This window comes from Pontiella desulfatans (assembly GCF_900890425.1).
In the GTDB taxonomy this organism is placed as follows: Bacteria; Verrucomicrobiota; Kiritimatiellia; order Kiritimatiellales; family Pontiellaceae; genus Pontiella; species Pontiella desulfatans.
The window spans coordinates 573,581-592,432 of sequence record NZ_CAAHFG010000002.1 but is presented as its reverse complement, the minus strand read 5'-3'; the positions used below and the strand labels follow the sequence as shown (position 1 = coordinate 592,432).

At 54.4% G+C, this 18,852-nt stretch carries 10 protein-coding genes; 3 read left to right on the top strand and 7 right to left on the bottom strand.

Going from position 1 to position 18,852, the window contains the following annotated elements:
• Window positions 1–807, top strand: coding sequence for a YdcF family protein (locus tag E9954_RS18080; protein WP_136080697.1), 807 nt, complete (start codon window positions 1–3; stop codon window positions 805–807).
• 12 nt (window positions 808–819) lie between these two features.
• Window positions 820–2,145: a phosphomannomutase/phosphoglucomutase gene (locus E9954_RS18075; RefSeq protein ID WP_136080696.1), complete on the top strand. Its 1,326-nt coding sequence runs from the start codon at window positions 820–822 to the stop codon at window positions 2,143–2,145.
• Between the two features lie 28 nt (window positions 2,146–2,173).
• Here E9954_RS18075 and E9954_RS18070 read toward each other — a convergent pair whose 3' ends face one another.
• The 7 genes from E9954_RS18070 to E9954_RS18040 all read right to left on the bottom strand — a co-directional run bounded on the left by E9954_RS18070 (window position 2,174) and on the right by E9954_RS18040 (window position 17,699).
• The gene (locus E9954_RS18070) at window positions 2,174–4,561 is read right to left on the bottom strand and encodes a GH36-type glycosyl hydrolase domain-containing protein (protein ID WP_136080695.1); all 2,388 of its coding nucleotides are present in this window, start codon (window positions 4,559–4,561) and stop codon (window positions 2,174–2,176) included.
• A gap of 374 nt (window positions 4,562–4,935) precedes the next feature.
• On the bottom strand, window positions 4,936–6,501 hold the full coding sequence (locus E9954_RS18065; protein WP_136080694.1) for a sulfatase family protein: 1,566 nt from the start codon (window positions 6,499–6,501) through the stop codon (window positions 4,936–4,938).
• Between the two features lie 19 nt (window positions 6,502–6,520).
• Complete coding sequence (locus tag E9954_RS18060; protein ID WP_136080693.1) at window positions 6,521–9,232, bottom strand: hypothetical protein; 2,712 nt, start codon at window positions 9,230–9,232, stop codon at window positions 6,521–6,523.
• A gap of 56 nt (window positions 9,233–9,288) precedes the next feature.
• The gene (locus E9954_RS18055; RefSeq protein ID WP_136080692.1) at window positions 9,289–13,425 is read right to left on the bottom strand and encodes a fibronectin type III domain-containing protein; all 4,137 of its coding nucleotides are present in this window, start codon (window positions 13,423–13,425) and stop codon (window positions 9,289–9,291) included.
• A gap of 80 nt (window positions 13,426–13,505) precedes the next feature.
• Window positions 13,506–14,240 (bottom strand): PEP-CTERM sorting domain-containing protein, encoded by a 735-nt coding sequence (locus tag E9954_RS18050; protein WP_136080691.1) that lies wholly within the window; start codon window positions 14,238–14,240, stop codon window positions 13,506–13,508.
• A 232-nt stretch (window positions 14,241–14,472) separates the two neighbouring features.
• Window positions 14,473–15,945, bottom strand: a complete 1,473-nt coding sequence (locus E9954_RS18045) for a sulfatase family protein (RefSeq protein WP_136080690.1) — start codon at window positions 15,943–15,945, stop codon at window positions 14,473–14,475.
• Window positions 15,942–17,699: a glycoside hydrolase family 2 protein gene (locus tag E9954_RS18040; RefSeq protein ID WP_342793786.1), complete on the bottom strand. Its 1,758-nt coding sequence runs from the start codon at window positions 17,697–17,699 to the stop codon at window positions 15,942–15,944. The genes E9954_RS18045 and E9954_RS18040 overlap by 4 nt, the downstream gene beginning before the upstream one ends.
• 45 nt (window positions 17,700–17,744) lie before the next feature.
• On the opposite strand from E9954_RS18040, the gene E9954_RS18035 reads away from it, so the two are divergent.
• Window positions 17,745–18,803, top strand: a complete 1,059-nt coding sequence (locus E9954_RS18035; RefSeq protein WP_342793825.1) for a LacI family DNA-binding transcriptional regulator — start codon at window positions 17,745–17,747, stop codon at window positions 18,801–18,803.
• Window positions 18,804–18,852: the final 49 nt, after the last annotated feature.

Genomic DNA, 18,852 nt, shown 5'->3' with positions numbered 1-18,852 from the left:
ATGAAGCCAGGCCCCAAAGAAAAAGCCGGGGATCTGAACCGGATCCTCGAATTTCTCGCCCGCCGCGATATTCCGGAACTCTCGAAAGAAGCATTCCAGAATCATTGCGGCGAGGCGCGTGCCGATCTGCTTATTTTCGTTGCGGGGCTTTCCACCCCAGATCTCGCCGTTCCCGTGGCCGAAGCATGGTGGAGCGGGATCGCAAAAAAAATCATGGTGGTTGGCGGCAAAGGACACTCGACCGAAAATCTGCGCAGCGGCTTCCGCCACCACCCGATCTACCACGCCGTACCGACCGACGACCGCGCAGAAGCCGACATGGTAGCCGACCTGATGATTCACCATCTGAACGTGCCGGCGGATAAAATCCTGATCGAAAACCACTCCACCAACTGCGGCAAAAATGCCGCCCTTGCGCTGGAGGTCGCCCGCACCGACGGACCTTTCCCCCGCAGCGTCATTCTTATTCAGGAAGCCGCCATGCAACGTCGCACCTATGAATGCTTCCTGCACGAATGGAAAGAAACAGGAGCCCAGTTCACAAACTTTGCGCTATCGATCCCGCATTTCCGATCAGAAGGCGAAACCCTGACCTGTGACCATCCGCAAAAACTGGACCCGGCGCCATTTGAATACCAGTTGCAGCTCGTCCTCGGTGAAATCCCGCGCCTGCGCGACGACGAACACGGCTATGGCCCGAACGGCTCCGGCTTTATCGGACACGTAGATATTCCCGCCCATATCGAATCCGCATTCGCCAGACTGCAATGCACGCACGCCTCCAAAATCCGGAAAAAACTTTCATAACAAGGAGCCCCAATGGCTGGAATTTTTAAAGCATACGACATTCGCGGAATCTACGGAACCGATCTGACCGATGAAATCGCCTTTAAAATCGGACGGGCGGTTGCCACGTTCCTGAAACCGAAAAAATTTGTGATCGGCCACGACATGCGCCCGCATTCCACCCCGCTTTTCGAGGCCATGGCCAAAGGCCTCACGATGCAGGGTGTCGACGTGATCAATATTGGTCTGGTTTCCACGCCGATGTGCTACCACGCCAACGGCAAGCTCGGAGCCGACGGTTCGGCCATCATCACCGCCTCGCACAATCCCGGCGAGTGGAACGGCATGAAAATATGCCGAGAGCAGGCCATTCCGATTTCCGAAGCCACCGGCATCGCCGACATCGAGCGCATCGTCAACAAAGAGTCCTTCGATGCACTCTCCTCGGTGCCCGGCACCGTCATCACATACGATATCAAGCCGGACTATTTCGCTCACATCCGCGCCTTTGCAAACATCAAGAAGTCACTCAACGTCGTCATAGACTACGCCAACGGCATGGGCATCCTGGAAGGAAAAACCTTTACTGATGCCATGTTCAACATCACCCCGATGTACGACGAACTCAATGGAACCTTCCCGAACCACGAAGCCAACCCACTCGATCTTGAAACACTGGAAGACCTCTCTGCCAAACTCAAAAAAGGCCGTTACGATTTCGGGATTGCATTTGACGGCGATGCCGACCGCGCCGGATTCCTAGACGAAAACGGCAACAACGTCTCCATGGACATAATCACCGCGCTGATCGCACAGGCCCTGCTCGAAAAATTTCCCGGCAGCACCATCTTATACGACCTGCGCAGCACCTGGGCGGCAAGAGAAGTCATCGAAGAGGCTGGCGGCAACGCGATGATGAGCCGCGTCGGCCACGCCTTCATCAAAGCCCAGATGCGCGAAGCCGATGCCGTCTTTGCCGGCGAACTTTCGGGTCACTACTACTTCCGCGACAACTACTACACCGAAAGCTCGGCGCTGGCCGCCCTCTGCGTCGCCAACCTCATCAGCGAAACGGGCAAAACACTCTCCGAGCTGATTCGCCCCATCCGGCGCTACTTCGCCTCCGGCGAGATCAATTCCAAGGTGGCCGATGTGAGTGCTGTATTCGAGCGCCTCAACAAAAAATACGGCGATGCCGACAAACTCAAGCTCGACGGCACGACCTATTCGCATACCGACTGGTGGTTCAACGTCCGCACATCCAACACCGAACCGCTGGTGCGCCTCAACCTCGAGGCCAAAACAGCAAGTCAGATGGCCGCAAAGCGCGATGAAGTGCTCGCACTCATCCGCGCCTGAACAACACAAAAAGATCCTTGGAACAAAGCTACATCAGGGTGACGAGCACGTTGCAGATTTCGCCTTCAGCGGCGGCGGGAACGAGGGTGCCTGCAATGGGTTCTCCGTTGATCGTCATTGACGAAACCCCTTTACAGATTCCGCTCGGGCTTTTGACGGTGATGCGATAAATGGCACCACGGAATTTCCGGATAGCGGTAAACCCGTTCCATGACGAAGGAATGCAGGGGTCGATGCGCAATCCATTGTAGTCGGCCTGGATGCCGAGGATGGCGGTGGTCATGGCGACATAGTTCCAGACAGCGGAACCGGAGAGCCAGGATACACGGCCGGTGCCGTGACGCGGGCTCAACCGTCCATGTGTGCTCTGGCAGACGGCATAGGGCTCCACTTCGCGGATCTCAGCCTTATCGTTGAAACTGGCCGGCATGACATTACGCATGTATTCCCATGCGCGGTCGCCCATGCCAAGCCTCGCGGCGGCCATCACGCCCCACCCTTGGGTGTGGTTAAAGATACCTCCGTTTTCCTTCATGCAGGGGTTGAACAAACGACCGAGACAAACGTTTGGGTCGGTTTCGATATACGGTGGAGAACACAGCATGATGCCATAATCGGTGGCGAGGTATTTGTGCATCGAGTCCATCACCTGACTCGCGCGCGCGCCGGTTGCATGACCGGAAAGTACCGCCCAGCTCTGCGGGTTCATAAAGATTTTTCCTTCGTCACATTCCTTCGAGCCAAATTTCACACCGTCGAAACGGTAGGCACGCAGATACCACTCGCCGTCCCAGGCGTGCTTCTCAATATTCGCATCCAATGCGGACAGTTGTTCGGAGGCCCATTCAATTTCCGAGGTCTCGCCGAGCATTTGACAAATGGAAACATACTCGTTCAATGCAAAACGCAGCTGGAGGGCAACAAAAACGGTTTCGCCTTTGTCACCAAGGCGAATGCAGTCGTTCCAGTCGGCTGCTAATCCGCACGGAAGACCGTGCGTGCCAGAACGTTCGAGGTTGAATTCGATGGCACGGCGCAGGTGGCCGAGTACGGGTGCTTCCCCTTTGTCAGCAAACGGAAGGATCTTCTTGAAAAAGTCAATATCGCCGGTCTCTTTGACGAATTCGGGAACACAGTTGAAAAACCACATGCAGTCATCGGAACGGTATTGATCCGGAAATGCCTCCTGTCCTGGATGATGATTGAACGGCTGAACCACCGGCTTTGCTCCGCCATGTGAATACTGCCCGGTCAACATCAGCTCAAGCCGTTCGCGCGTCTCCTCAGGGACGAGACTCGATGAAGCCATATAATCCTGCAACGTATCGCGAAAACCAAGGCCGTCGCGCTCACCAGCGTAAACGAGGCTAGCCGTGCGCGACCAGTAGAAGGTCATGAGGCTGTTGAACGGTGCCCAGGTATTTAACATCGAGTTGAAGTTTGCATCCGGGGTCTCGGCACTCAACGTTTCGATGCGTGAATGCCAATAAGCTTTGATGGCATCCAGTGCGGCTTCAATCTTTTCGGGCGCATCCATTTCGGTGATCGCCTCCCGGCCGGCCTCGACAGCGCGGCCAACCCCGAAGACACAGGCGAATTCACGGCTTTCGCCGGGAGCGAGTTTGAGCTCGATCTCATAGGCGGCGCAAGGCATGTCCCCGCTGGCGGTTGATCCGGAGCATGCGTCGTTTAAAACCGCTCCCGGCCTTGCATAAGTTCCGTACGCGCCGAGAAATGACGTGAGATTGGCATCGAAATTTTCAGCCTCGATTCCAGCAAGGCCAAAGAAGGTGTGGCGTTTCTGGTCCTTGTTGGTGAAGTTGTCCGGATCCTCCGGCATGTTGACATTCGAGCCGATATCAATGATGCCGTCAATTCGCTCGGTTTTGGCGATGTACTGGCTGTACTGCAGATTGTTCATATCATCCTGCGCGTTCCAGTTGCACTGGGGCTCAACGAACGGAAACACCTTGATTTTCCGAGCCTTGGAACTTTCGTTGCAGATCTTGATACGCCAAACCTCGTAGAGTTTATCAACCGGCGCGAAATAGGTAACATCTGATGTAATCCCGGCATAGGTGGACTTGATTTGTGTATAGCCGGTTCCATGGCGGCACTCGCTCTTGAACGCATCAAGCGGCTTGCAGACCGGCGCCCAGGAGTTGGTCCAAAAATCAGCGGTGGCCTCATCGCGCAAATAGACAAAGCGCCCGTTGAGGTCGGCCGCCACCGCGTTGAACTTATAGCGTGTCAATCGCCCCTGCGCGGCCGATTTATAAAAGGTATATCCTGCGGCGTTATTGGTGATCACGCCGCCAAACTCGGCACTTCCAATATAGTTGCTCCACGGCTTCGGCGTATCCGGGCGCGTAATCACATACTCTCTGTTTTTGTCGTCAAAAAATCCGTATTGCATAAATCGTCCTCTTACAGTTCAGTTCGCTCCCGCAAACACCAAGCGGAAACCCCGCAACTAAACGCGATTAACCGCCCCCCCGCAATTCATCAAAAAATGAACCGTTTCAGTGGCATGCTTCCGCTAACCGGATCGTCGGCCATTTACGTGGAGGTGATTACAGCATCCTTACCGTACGTGGGTCGCGTATCGTCCTTGGATAGGCTGTATCGGTCGACAGCGCTACCAATAGTTTCATAATGTATAATGTATGAAGCCGCCTTCTAACAGGCGAACACAACCTGTTGGCCGGGTCGCCCTTTTCGAGAGCCATCCCGCCCCGGATCCCGAACACACCAACCGTATAAAGAACCGTCTGCGTTTCGCTGAATTCCTCAAACCGGCTTTGCGAGTTTCATATGGATGGTTTCTTTACCGAGCGGGCTGTAGTGGTGTCCGGGCTGGATAGGAAGCGGATTCCAGTTTGAATACTGTTCCTGCAGGTCGCGTCGCAGGTTGGGATCAAGCGGATCTTCGGTCAGCGCGTTCCATTCAAGCAGACGCAGTTTGAGCCGGTTTTTTTCATCAGCGTATGCAGGGTCGTCCGCAAGGTTGTTGAGCTCATGCGGATCCGTTCGGTGGTCATAAAGCTCCTCCTCCCCAGTACCGTACCACGTGTAGCGAAAATCCTTTTCCCGAATGGATTTATTGAAATCACCCGGCACATTGAAGGGCGCATAATCCCGGCCGCCATGGGCGGCGGCAAAGGCTTCATAGTCCGGATATTTATTGTAAAGATACGGCGGGCAGGCCTCCGCAAAGACAGCGTCCTTGTGCATGGCGGTTTCGCCGCGCAGCAGCGGCGCAAACGAAGTTCCCTGTACGCCGACGGGCGTTTCGATCTCCAGCAACTCCAGCAGAGTCGGCATGATGTCCACCTCTTCAACAAAGGTTTCGTTCAGCGTTTTCGGCTGAATACGGCCCGGCCATGAGACCATCAGCGGAACCCGGAGCAGGCTGTCGACGAGCACGAGATCTTTTTTTGCCAGTCCATGTTCAAAGTTGAAATCGCCGTGGTCGGAAGTGAAGACGATCAGGGTGTTCTGCTCGAGTCCCTGCTCGCGCAGGGTTTCAAGCAACTCGCCGATCTGTGTATCGACCCAGCCGATCATGGCGTAGTAGACGGCGATGTAATGGCGAATGTCTTTTGCTGTTGCTTCTTCGGCGTGGAAAGCGGCCCGCTTGATGGCCCAGCGCCGCGCCTTGAGGGCGCGTTCGTCGTCGGTTTCTGAAGGATAAAGTTTGATCTGCTTCTGATCGATGCAGTCGTAATATTCACGCAGTGCCATATGCGGCACATGAGGATCCTTGAACGATACGCAGAGTGCGAACGGATCCTGCCCGTCCTGCTGTTTCAAAAACTCCGCCCCGGCCTGTGCGGTCAGCCAGGCCCGCGAGGCATCTTTGGGTTCATCGTGCACCAATCCGGTTCGCCAGATCTTATGTTTTCCAAACGGCACACCGAGCGCTTCACTGTTCGCGATATATTTTTCATGCAGGGTTGTTTCCGCCGTCGCGCGCGGGCTGTCGTCCATGTAACCGGTATAATCGAAGTTTTCAAACTCCTGTGCATCGAGCAGATGGTTTTTGCCGCAGTAGCCTATTTTATACCCGGCCTGTTTCAACACACGGAACAGATGGATTTCACGTCCCGCCTCCAGAAAATTGTAGTTTTCCCGGATGCAGTGCGAATGCGGATAGCGACCGGTGAACAACGTGCAACGGCTCGGCACACAAACCGGGGCATTGGTAAAGTACCCCTGCACGTTGGCACCGGAGAGCGCCAGTGCATCGAGATTCGATGTCTGCACCACATCGTTCCCGTTAGCCCCCAGCGCATCAAAACGATGCTGATCGGTCATAATAAACAAAAGGTTGGGACGTTTTATTTCCATAATCATACTGTGCTTCAAACTGGCGTTATTTTTCAAATACGAATACGACGGGACTACCGGCGGCAATCTCGGTCCGGAACTGGCCGTTTTTAAGCTGATCAGCCGAAAGCTTCCGTGAGGTCAGCTCCACTTTAAGATCATCCATGTTGGTGTCGCGCGGATCCCCCTTCAGTGTGTGTTGCGTGATCGACAAGGTCTGCTTAAAGGGCAAATCGATCTCTACTGGCTGCGCCTGATCCAGACTCAGGTTGGAAATGGCGACGACAACCACACGGCCATCCCCAAAGCTGTGCGCCTGAATGGTATCAACCTGATGCGCGACCGGAGACGCGTTTTTATTCCACTTGGGCGGAGCCTCAATGAACTCCATAGTCGGCGAAGCAATGACCGTGGTAGTGAGCATGTCACGATTGGCAATGGTTTGGTTAATGAGCGTCTGGATCAGGAAGCCGGGTGACGGGCGGTGACCCTGGGCGATGGGGGTGTGGCTGTTCCACCATTGCCCCTGTCCGAAGTTGAGGTAACACTGGTGGGTCCATCCCTTGCTCCACGCATCAAGCCATGCATCGAGCATCGCGGTACCCATGGCATACGACTTGCCGTAGTATTCACCGGCAAATTCCTCTTCCGGCGTTTTAGCGCGCAAGCCAAAGCCGGACGGGCCACCTTCATAGGCGGTCATTTTGACATCGAATCCAAGTTTTTTGAGCTGCTCATGGGCGTCAGCCTGCAACTGCCACTCGTTGTGCTTCACAGGGCGGTATGCAAAAAGAGTTTTCTGAACCCCCGCATCGTCGATGGATGTCTGACTACTCTCGCCGGTTTCCCAGCGCGGACCAATGTAGGTCGCGTGGCTGTGATAGTCCGCCGTATCGCCCGCCGTCTGCACGGCTTCCTGTCCGTAGCCTTTCACGGATCCATCGGCATTGACTCCGGCGGTATAGTTGCCGCCGACGTTTATTTTGAACTTCGTTTCATCCCAATAGGGGCTCTGGCGCATTTCTTCGGCGAGGTAGCGGGTGAAGACGCCCATCTCGGGACCTCCCTGATGTACAGTTCCCCAGCGCCCCACCCCGATCCACTCTGGCATTTTACGGTTGTGCCAGTTTTCGTTGCCGAATTCGATGATGATTTCGCGGAAGTCATCCGTCCAGGGGCGCAGATGCCCGCGATGCAGGGTTCGGCGGTAGGCGTATGGTTTGCTCTCCGGGCTGTCCACAGCCGGGTCGTAAGATGCGGCGAGGTACTCCACCAGCTGGCAATACTCTTCAGGGCTGTGGGTGACCTGACCGATCAGCCATGGCACCATCCGCGTTTCCGGACTGTCGCCGGTCGCTTCCAGAATGGTGAGGGTCTTCGGAAAGACCGGTCGCTCGTTGACATCTGTCATTACAATGCCGCTCTGAAGTTTCAATTCAGACGGAGCCGACCAGCGCAACAAGTCGTCCATCGATGCCTGATTCAGGCCCGACCACGCACGGAGTGCACCCTTGCGTCCGGTGGCGGGCTGGTTATCCATCAAGGTTTTAAGCAGTCGCTGGTTAATCACAAACGGCTTTTCTGCATCGCCGCGGCTGTACACCGGCTGAAGCTTTACATTATCCACCAGCAGATCTCCTTCGCCGACGTACCGCAGAACAGCTCCTTCGATCCCTCCATTTTCGGGAGTTACGGGCGCGGTGAACTCAAAGCCGACCAGCGTCCAGTCATCTTGCGCCTCGAAATCCTGTCCGATGGCGGCACCGAAATAGCCGGTCTGCCATCCCCCGGGGGTGTTGCCGCCAAGTCCGAGACGAACACGTCCGCTTTTAGCACCGTCGACTTTTACCCATGCTTCATAGCGATAGATTACGCCTTCATCCAGCTGACCGTACCAGCGGGCATCCTTGCGTCCGGTGGCGGTGAATAATTTGTACCACAGTTGCGCCACACCGTTTTCGGGCGTAATCCGACAAACGCTCTTGCCGAAATCCACCTCTTCCGGCATCTCTTCGGGAACGGGGACTAAACGTGAAGTCCCAACAACATTGCTCCAGTCCAACGAAACCCCATTGCCTCTCACTCGCGGATGAAAATCGTGCGGATCCGGCCAAAGAACCTCTTGTTCAAAAATAACAACGTCGTCCATCTGCAACGGCACATCCGCATCATAATAGACTCTCCACCCTTTTTTGATTTCCGCCTGCTCCGATTTCGACTTGGCCTTCCAATCGTTGAAATCGGCCACACCCGAATCGGCCAGCCAGCCGCCGTCCGGGAATCCGGGGGTGTTTTTCGGCAGCACCTTTCCGTCAAAAAGCGGACGGACCTGCGCTACATTTTTTATGTCGAGAATTCTGCCGCCATCAACCTTCGCCTCTTTATACGGAAGGCTCGCGCCTCCGGCATCCAGAAAACGGTAGGCACGCATCCGTGCACCGCTGTAGGCACCCGTATTGTATTTGAGCCAGTTAGAGGTACTGGGGCCATCGAGCGTGATCCACTGATACCCCTTGTCTTTTCCGGATTCGATCACCCGGTAAAGATCCCGCATGTGAGCCAGTTCAAAGCCACCCTGCCGGATGATGTTGCCACTCGAAGCGGACATGCCGCCGATATCTCCAAAATTATTCAACCCCAGCGGCTCGAACTCTGTCGCGCTGCGAACAACTGCGGGGGTCACGGTTATACGGGTCTGTGCGCTGCCCAGCAAAGGGATTAATACGAACAGGCCAAAAATATATGTCAGTTTTTTCATTTAGTCTTCTCTCTATTTCTTTTCCAACCAGTGGAACTTTCCAATGTTTGGAAACATTACGGTGCAAGCCCCACATCAATTTTATAAAACCCCTCTGAACCGGCGCTATGCACCGAATCTGTGAAGATTCCGGTGTTGTTGGTTCCCAAAGTCTGGAAACCGCTCAATAAATTCGAGGTCCAATACACAGTATAGATGCGGCCGGAAACATTCTGCCACTGCAGAGTGGTTTCGGAAGTTAGAGAGCTGAAGTCAGAAATCCAAAACAGTGCAGCCGGGTTCGTTGGATTGATGCCGGCAATGTAGGTTTCGAGTACAGTATTGATTCCATTGGCGGCAGTTGCTGCCGGGTTGGCGTTGGTAGACCCGCCGAAGTAAAGGGTTTCCCAACTGTCGGGCAGTCCATCCGTGTCGCTGTCATCCGACCCGCCGGCAGCGGTATGCATCACTGTGATGCCGGAAATGGAGAGCGAGCTGCCGGCGTCGAGCTGCTGCGCCGCATAACCCTGACAACCGACCCCAAACGTGGTGAATGCATCGGAGGGCAAAAGGTCGTTATTACCGGCCACCGGCGTAAAAGAGAAGCCTGTCATGGCCTGAACGCCGCTGCCTTCGGTCACATCCATGGTTCCGGCCACATTGAAGGCCTCGGCCTCACGAGTGATGGTCAAGGTAAAATCGACGGTATCGCCGTTGTCGAAACGATCCCCGCCAATTCCTGAACTCCAGGAACCGATCTTGCTGCTGGTGTCGCCTAAAAGAGGCCGGTCTGCAATCGTGTTGCCAGCGGATCCGCCGTCATAGTTAAAAAAGTCGGCACTGATGTTATCGACTTTTTTATCGATTCCGTACGAAGCGTAAGAGCGCGCGAACATTGCGGCTGCCGCATCGGCGGTCGTCAGGTTTACGCCGCGAGCACCAGCCAGAACAAAGCGCATACCGGCATTATCCGGCATGTTGTTGACGGTGAAAGAAAGTGTAATCGATTCGCCCTCATTCGTCAGCACGGTTTCCGAAAAGTTTCCAAAGATATACGCATCCTGATCACCTGCGCTACTGTTGAGTAACGTGTGCGTGCCGCCGGCGCTGGCCAACGAAACGGTGTTGTTGTCACTTGTAGCTTTGAACACTGCATCCGACAGGCCGTCAAAAATGATGTTCGTCGAGATCACTTTCACCTCCGGCATGCCGGAAGCCTCGTTGGAGTAGCCGGAGTCTCCGGTATCGTTAAAGGCCTGTAAACGGTAAGTATAGGTTGTCCCCGCCATCAGTCCGGAATCGATGTAACCGGCGCTGTTCATCCCCGTCACAGCAATCTGTGAAAATACGTTTGTTCCGCTTTTACGCTCAATGTTAAATCCGTTTTCATTGAATGCGTTGTCGACCCATGACAGCGACAGTGTGGATGCATTGACTGAAGTCACACTCAGGCTGGACGGCGCGAAAGGAGGCAGCCCGACATCGGACACAAGACCGGATACTCGCAGGTCGGTTTCATCACCGGTTAAACTGCTTAGTTTGCCGAAATTGATCCGGGCATAAGCGCTATCAAGCCCCCATATGTAGAGGCGGAACTCTACCGGCTGGTCGCAATTCTGTAATTCGGAATATGCAGTCAACGGGACAGAAACCGGGATCCCGGCGGCGGTGTTTCCTCCGCCGACAAATGTGTTTGTCGGAAGCGCCACAACGGTGCCTGTCGTTGCGAACCCGTCCAGACTGTATTGAAGTTCCAGATGGAAGTCGTCGGTGGTACTGGTTCCGGTGATGCCGAAATATAAGCTGTAGAGATGCATTATTTGTTCACTCTGCGGCTGCACAGTCCAATGGATGTAAGCATTGGTGTCCATGGACGAGGAATTCGCCGAAAGAACGGTGTAGGCATCATCGTTGTACAGGCTGTTGTCGCGGTCTTCAAGGCCGGGTCCGATTCCGACCGAGCTGCTCATCATATTGCCGGCATTGTAGGTGCTGCCGGGCTCCTGAAACGCATTCGTACGGGCATTGAGCTCGTCTGCGTTCAGAAATTCCCACTCGAGCAGCGGAAGCCCGATTGTTGCCTCCAAAACAGTCAACCGAAAGAAGCTCCAGGCCGGGTCGCCGTCGCTGTCGGTCACCCGCAGGTAGAGGTGGAAATCACCGGTCTCGGTCGAGGTGCCGGTGATGCGGAAGTCGGAGTCGATGCTGAGACCGTCGGGCAGCAGCGCCGCAATGACTTTATTCGAGCGTGCGCCATCACCACCGGTTGTTTGGATCTGCAGGTTGCAGGGCAGTCCCTGCAGAATATAGGGTAGCTCCTCGGCGGTTGTAAAAGACGGCACATTGTTGAGCGGATCGTAGACGTGCCGGACTTCGTTTTTACATTCGTCGATAAAATCCAGAATATAGCTGTATTTCACCGCTTTATCCGGATCGTCATGAAGTGATTCCAGATGGCCCCACTGCCCGAACTTTCCCCATTCTTCATACAAAAGGAACGGCATATGGCTGTAGAGCCCATCCTCTTTGGCCATCTGCAGCTGCAGGTCGTAGATTTCCGCCATACGGGGATGAGCGTTCATAGCAATCATGAAGTCGGTCAGTGCAACACCATCCGGATTCGTCGATTTATCGATTGAATCGGTATAGATCGACGGCCCGCCTTCGTAACAGACCAGCGGAACGTTTTTGCTGTAGCAGAAATCGCGCAGATAATCCGGTATCCCTTGGGCGTCCAGCTTGTCGGGGCCGGTATCTCCGCCATACTTAATACCGGTCATAGCCAGCCGTTCCCACTGATCAAACGCCGTGTGCATGTCGTTGGTGAACTGTGCACTGGTCCAGTAGGAGTCTGGCGGCGCATTGGTTTCCAGAATCTGCTCCCAGACCCAGTTCTGGATGCCGCTGCCGAAATAGGTGGTTCCAGCAATCACTTCCGGCTTCAATAACGAGGAGTTGCCGTAAAGCTCATTCAGCAGGTCGGTGGTAAAGCCGTTGCCGTTGGCCGTCCAGACCGCCGCCGCACGCACAATGCGATTGGTTCCCAGAACCGACTCGAAAACCTCCCAGGTGTCTGAAAACTTCTGTGCCGCATATTGCCCATTGTTCAATACCCCCCGATCTGCCAGCAAATCATCCTGCCGGTAGTTCCACACCTCATTGGCAAATTCGAGGTAGATTTTCAGATTGCTGTCGAGCGGTGGATAGGCCGGATTGGTGACGGCGGATGTGTATGGATACTCCCCGTCCGAGCCATACATGAACAGGTTGGCCATGTTGGTCATATAAGCCGGGGAAGCATCGAACGGCACGCAGATCCATGGATCAATCTGCGTTTCGTTGCACATGCGAATGATGTGCTCATACGCCATGCCGACCGAACTCATTTTTTCCACGGTCCACGGCGTGGCCGGAATGATGGTGTTGATCGGACCGACCTGAAAGCAGTCCGTCGGCAGGCGGCGATCCTGCCACTCTTTTTCGCGGGTCATGATGGTGGACTGAAGATCCATATAGCGCACATAGCCCCAGTCGGCATCCTGTAAACGGGCTTCCATTGAAGGATGCAGCAGCTTGCCCTCCAGTGTGGAGTTGTTCCAGTCGGCCGGATCTGGCGCCCACAGGCAGATATTGTGCGGCGGGTTGTTGGTATCGATGCCGTAAATCTCTACATACATCGCCCCCTGAGTCTGCGAGGCAATCCATTCCCGGCGTCCGTTCGTTTCCAGCCCGGAAGTCGAGCCGGTCACCTGCGTTCCTGTGATCTTTAAGCGGATGTCTGCGCAACCCTCCCACGTCAGCGCCATCTTGCCGACGTATACATGATGCCCATCAAGCAGCGCATCGGATTGAATAGTCAGCAGAGCATTCATCACCTGTCCAGGAACCAGATATTGCGGGTTGCCGGAACGATCAATCTGACTGCCGGCAATTACCGTTCCACTGACATCCAGTGTGCGGCGAATGTCAGCGCCCGTCGCCTTGTCCTTCCAGTTGCCGACCGGATTCCAAAGCGAGCCACAGCTCCACAGCAAATTGGCAAAAGGGCCGGGCGTATAATAAGTCAGGCCAGGTGGATGACAGGCCGCATAAGGCAGACCGAGGTTGTCGCCGGGGCCGATCGGAGTAAATTCAGCCCGTGCGATTCCGACACAGAAGCTCATGGCCAGAACAGCGACTGCTGTCCTCCTGCAACTTGACTTTTTGTTTTTCATGATTGCATTCAGTAGTATAACAAAACCCGGCCCGTGCGGACCGGGTTTCCCCGGTAAAATCGGATAAAAAAAGATCAACCTCAGCGGGTAATCGTGCGACGAATCAACATCGTTGCCAGCGCGCCGACCCCGAGCATTCCAATAATCGTCGGCTCCGGAACCGCCGTCACGCTGATGTCGGAAATTGTCATGCTTTCCTCAAATGTAATTGAGCTGTTCAACTCGACAAACTGGGCGCGAAATCCAATGACATCATAACCAGCCCCGAAATCGATGGCAGAAGTCGTGTAGGTTCCTTCGGATGTAATGGTGCCGGTCGACACAACGGTTCCAATGGGTTCCCACCAGCTACCAACAGTGGTTGCATTAAGAGCAATCCCGTTGTTGGCGGTCTCCACAGTACCTTTAAAATAGAAAAACTGCATTTCCATCAGAGCCTCAAACCCGTTAGCATTGATATTATCGACAACAACCTGAAAGGTCTGAGAGCCGGTAGTCGCCTTATTATCAAGATTCACCTGCCCAAATGCATCTGACCAATTTCCCGCTGTACCGGAAAAACCTGCTGCCGCAAATGTCACAGCGTGGGAAACCGGGTCAACGGTTGTTTCCGTACCCTGCATGCCGGGGCCGCCCAGCCAGCCGTCACCGGTTGAATCGTAAGCGCCGTTGCGGAATATTGAATTGCTGTCGAGCGTCGGGGGGAACTCCGTTCCCGTTAGAGCGTTAAATCCCGTGTCGATAATCAGCGCGGCCTGAGCTCCGACAGTCAGCAGTGCGATTGCAACGATGAGTGACAACTGTTTTTTGTTCATTTTGTTTCTCCCGGTTCAGTTCATTTATTCCATACCTGATTCACATTGTTAATTGACTGGATCATTGTATTTTCCTGCCGGCAATAAACCAACATCTTCTCTATGCAAGCACATGCGCTATTTTTAAAAAATGCCATCAAGTGATGGTTGCCGCCATCTTCGTTCCCCGGCACATTCATACAACCTTCTCGATCCTGCCTGGTTGAGGGTAACGGCAGCAAAACGAAAAACTCTATTCCAAACCGGCACGCCAGTGTCGGTAGAGCTTCATGAGCTCGGCGGCTTTTTCCGGCTCCTCTTCAATCCGGTTCTGCTTTTCGCCCGGATCGTCTTGGAGATTGGTTAACTGGAATCCCAGTCCGGCCGGAGAACGGCTCCGTCCGGTGGTTTCAGAAAAGCGCAGTTTCCAGTCGCCGGCGCGGACGGCGAATTGCTGGCCGACATCCCAGAACAGCGTCTGGTGTCCTACAGACAGATCGGTTCCGGTGAGAAGCGGAGTCAGGTCAAGCCCGTCGCAAAGCTCCGGAGCCGCAACGCCGGCGGTGCTTGCAAAGGTGGGCAGCAGATCGAGTGAGGTGACAAGGTTAGAGCAGACCATTCCCTGCTGGACGGTTCCGGGCTGTGAAATGATAAACGGAACACGGATGCCGCCCTCGAACAGAGTAAACTTGCCGCCTGCCAGCGGAGTGTTGAACGAGCCGTTGGCCAGCGAACCGCCGTTGTCGGAAACATAGACCACCAGCGTGTTTCTGCGCAACCCACGTTCATCAAGGAAGTCGAGAATCCGTCCAATTTCGATGTCGAGGAAGTTGAGTTGTCCGAGCAGGTAGTCGCGGGCCTCCGCGCAGTCCGGCAGCAGAGCTTTATCATTAAAGGTGTTCGGATCCTGCATCGCAGGGTCCCAATCCGCAATCGGCTTAATCCCTCTCTCCTTCAGGTATTCCGGCGGCAGCTGATAGGTCTGGTCGTGAACGGCGTTGAATGAGAGCTGAACAAAAAACGGTTTTTCATCGGCCTGCGCCATAAACTTGCGCGCCTGCTCGCCGAACAGTTCCGTACTGAAGCCCTCCTGATCTTTCCGCGAATCATTCACCTGCATCGGTTGATTGAAAACGATGGGATATCCCTTTTTCTCCGGGTGATATTTGAGCAGTTTTTCCTGAAACGACTCATGGGCGGCGGCGTTATGCTGGAGGTAGTGCTTGGCCGCACCTTCAAAACCATAAAAATAATCGAACCCGTGATGAAGCGGGAAGTTGCGGGCGTGCTGCACCCCCGGCAGATGAACTTTACCGATCATGGCGGTGGCATAGCCTGCCTCGCGCAGGATCTCCGGCATGGAAACAAACTCATCGGTCGCCATCCCCCCGTCGCCGTACCAGAAGTTTCCCAGCCGCTGCTGGTAGCAACCGGTCAGCAGGCCAAGGCGCGAAGCCGAGCAGATCGGCGCAGAGACATAACCCTGCGTGAAATGAATACCGGATGCCGCCAGTCGGTCGAGATTGGGCATTGAGGCATCTTTAAGTGCATCGCCCCAGTCCCCGTAGCCGTGATCATCAGAAACAATCAGTAGAATATTCGGCCGTTGCTGGCGGGCATCCGCCTGTGCGTCAGACGAGCTCGTAATAAAGGAAAAACAGCCTGCGCTCAACAACGCATAGCCTGCAGTCAGCGGACGAATCCGTTTTGTATTCATTTTCTTCATGATGCCGCTCTTTCTTTCTTAAATATTTGCGCAATCCGCTTCATATCAAACTTTTCCGACCGATCGAAATAATAGATACCGTTCTGCTCCTGCTCAACATCCGTGAGCTGTGTGTAGCAGTAGCCGCAGATATGATCCCGGCTCAGGATAACGTCGGTCAAGCCTTCGAGACGAGTATAGAATGCGTCGAGCGTCCCGGAATCATCACCGTATCCCCAGGCGGCACTGTCAGGTTCTTCCGCCTCGCCGCCAACCCATTTCATACCGCCATACTCATCAATCAAATAAGGCTGACCTTCATACTCCGGCTCGTACTCCGGCATGTTCCGGAAAACGCCCCGATCCGGATCGGGCGTATGGTTTTTACGGAGTCTTTCAGGATCCTGCTCATAGTCGTGAACGGTCCACACATCGGTTATGTGATGCAGATAACCGCTGGCATCATTGACGGGTCGGGTCGGATCCAAATCCTTGCAAATCTTATAGGCATCCATATGCACCCGCTTGTGCTGCCCAGGATTATTATAGTAGCGGGTTTCATTCCACGGAGTCCAAATGATGATCGACGGATGGTTGCGGTCGCGCACAATAATTTCGCGCCATTCACTGATAAAGTTACGAGCCCCCTCGGGGGTGTTGCAGTCGCAGCCCCACGACGAAGACTCACCCCAGGTAATATATCCCAACCGATCAGCCCAATAGTGAAACCGCTCCTCAAAAACCTTCTGGTGCAGGCGCGCACCGTTGAAGCCGGCTTTTTTAGCAAGCAGAATGTCGTTTTTCAAGGCTTCGTCGCTCGGAGCGGTCCAGATTCCATCGGGATAGAATCCCTGGTCCAGAACCAGCCGTTGATAGACCGGCTTGTTGTTCAAATAGATGCGATTGCCCTCAATGTGAACTTTTCGCAGCCCCGCATAGCTGCTGACTTCATCCAGTACACGCCCGTCATCATCAACCACCTTTAACTCGAGATCGTAAAGAAAAGGGTTTTCGATGTCCCAGGGAATTGATGAAGCCATCTGCAAAACCGCAGGCACGCCGTCAACCGCCGGAATATCCGCCTCTGCAGCAACCGCGCCATTCGCTTTCGCCAGAACAACCAGCCGCAATCGCCGCCGAACCGAGAGATATCGGGGAATGATGACAAATGAGGAGCTGTCGAAGTCCGGAACAATGTGAATATCTTTAAGGCCGTACGGGGCGACCGCTTCCAACCAAACCGTCTGCCATATTCCCGTCGTACGCGTGTAATGGCAGCCTTTTGATTTATATGAAAAACATTGTTTTCCGGCGGGCTGGTTCCCCTCGCGGAGATCGTCCTTCACCCGGACAACAAGATGATGTGTCTTGCCAAGTTGTATCCATTTCGTAATATCGAACGTAAAAGAAACGGTTCCTCCAAAGTGCAGCCCTGCGGATACACCATCAATGAACACTTCACATTCATAGTCGACAGCACCAAAGTGAAGTAGAATTCTCTTCCCGCCCCACTCCGATGGAACCTCCATCGTTCGGTGATACCATATTGCCGGGATAAAATCCTTATGGCCTACCCCCGACAACTCGCTTTCCGGACAAAACGGAACGGTAATGTTTCTGCCAAACCCGGCGCTCCGAAACATCCCCCGGACAGGGTCCATACCGCTTTCACCGAAATCGAACTCATAGCTCCATTCACCATTCAGACAAAGCCAGGTATTCCGACAAAACTGCGGGCGGGGGTGTTCGGGACGGGGAATTTGATCTTTCAGCATTCGGTTAATATCCATCCTTACCCATCCGAATTCAAACCTTGCACAATGCAAGCGCATGCGTATAATGATTATCTTATGAATAACGTGGTTCGACTCAAAGATGTGGCAGCGGCGCTGGGAATTAATCCATCGACGGTTTCACGCGCACTGAACGATCTTCCCAGCATTCCGAAAGCCACCCGCGAGCGGGTAAAGGCCAAGGCGGCGGAGATGAATTACCGGCCCGATCCATCCTTGCGCCGGCTCGCGGAGCGGCGCTGGGCCATCCATCCCTCGGGGCGGTCCGTTTCCATGGCATTCGTGGCGTGGTCGAAAAAAGATTATCCGAATCATTATCTTCTGCTGAAGAACGGTATCCGTAAAATCGCGGAGGATCTAGGCTACGGATTTGAATCGCTGTATGTCGATGACTATCCGGATGCGACTTCTGCCGCCCGGGTGCTAAAATCGCGCGGCGTGGCCGGCATCATCGCCATGGCCTCCAAAGATCAAACCGCCTGGCAGAACTTCCCCTGGAATCAGTTTTCCTCCGTGCAGACCCTGACCGGCGAGGAAGCGGAAACCGGACTTTCAACCGTTCGTTACGACACTTTCTGGACTCTGCTGAATGCAGGGAAGAGAATCCTCAAAAGCTGTCCCGCCTCGGCCGCCATCTGCCTGATTGAGCAGCCCCACCGATCTAAAACCGATGAGCTCAACCATTCAGCCGCACTGCAGGTGATCGAACTATGGAAACAAGCCGGTATCGCCTGCCCCCCCCCCCAGTTTTTCAAAATCTCACCGGATGCACAGCAGGCCATGGTCTCATGGCTGGCCGAAGAAGGCGTTCACAATGCGATTGTTCCTAACAGCAGCATCGAATGGCCTCTGAAAAAGTCGGGCATCAAAACCCCAGAACAAATCCGGCTAATTGCACTGAAAATTGAAGAGGGCTCAGCCATCGCCGGATACCGATGGCAGATGGATCAGATCGCGCTGCGAGCCGTGCAGCAAGTGGACAGCATGATCCGCCACGATGAAACAGGCTCTCCCGCAAAGCCCGAAACCACCGTCATTCCCTGCCTATGGGTCTCGGGAAAAAGTTTTCCTGAGCCCACTGAATAGTTCCAAACATTGGAAAAATGAAGCCCCGATTCCCAATATGTGGAAATCG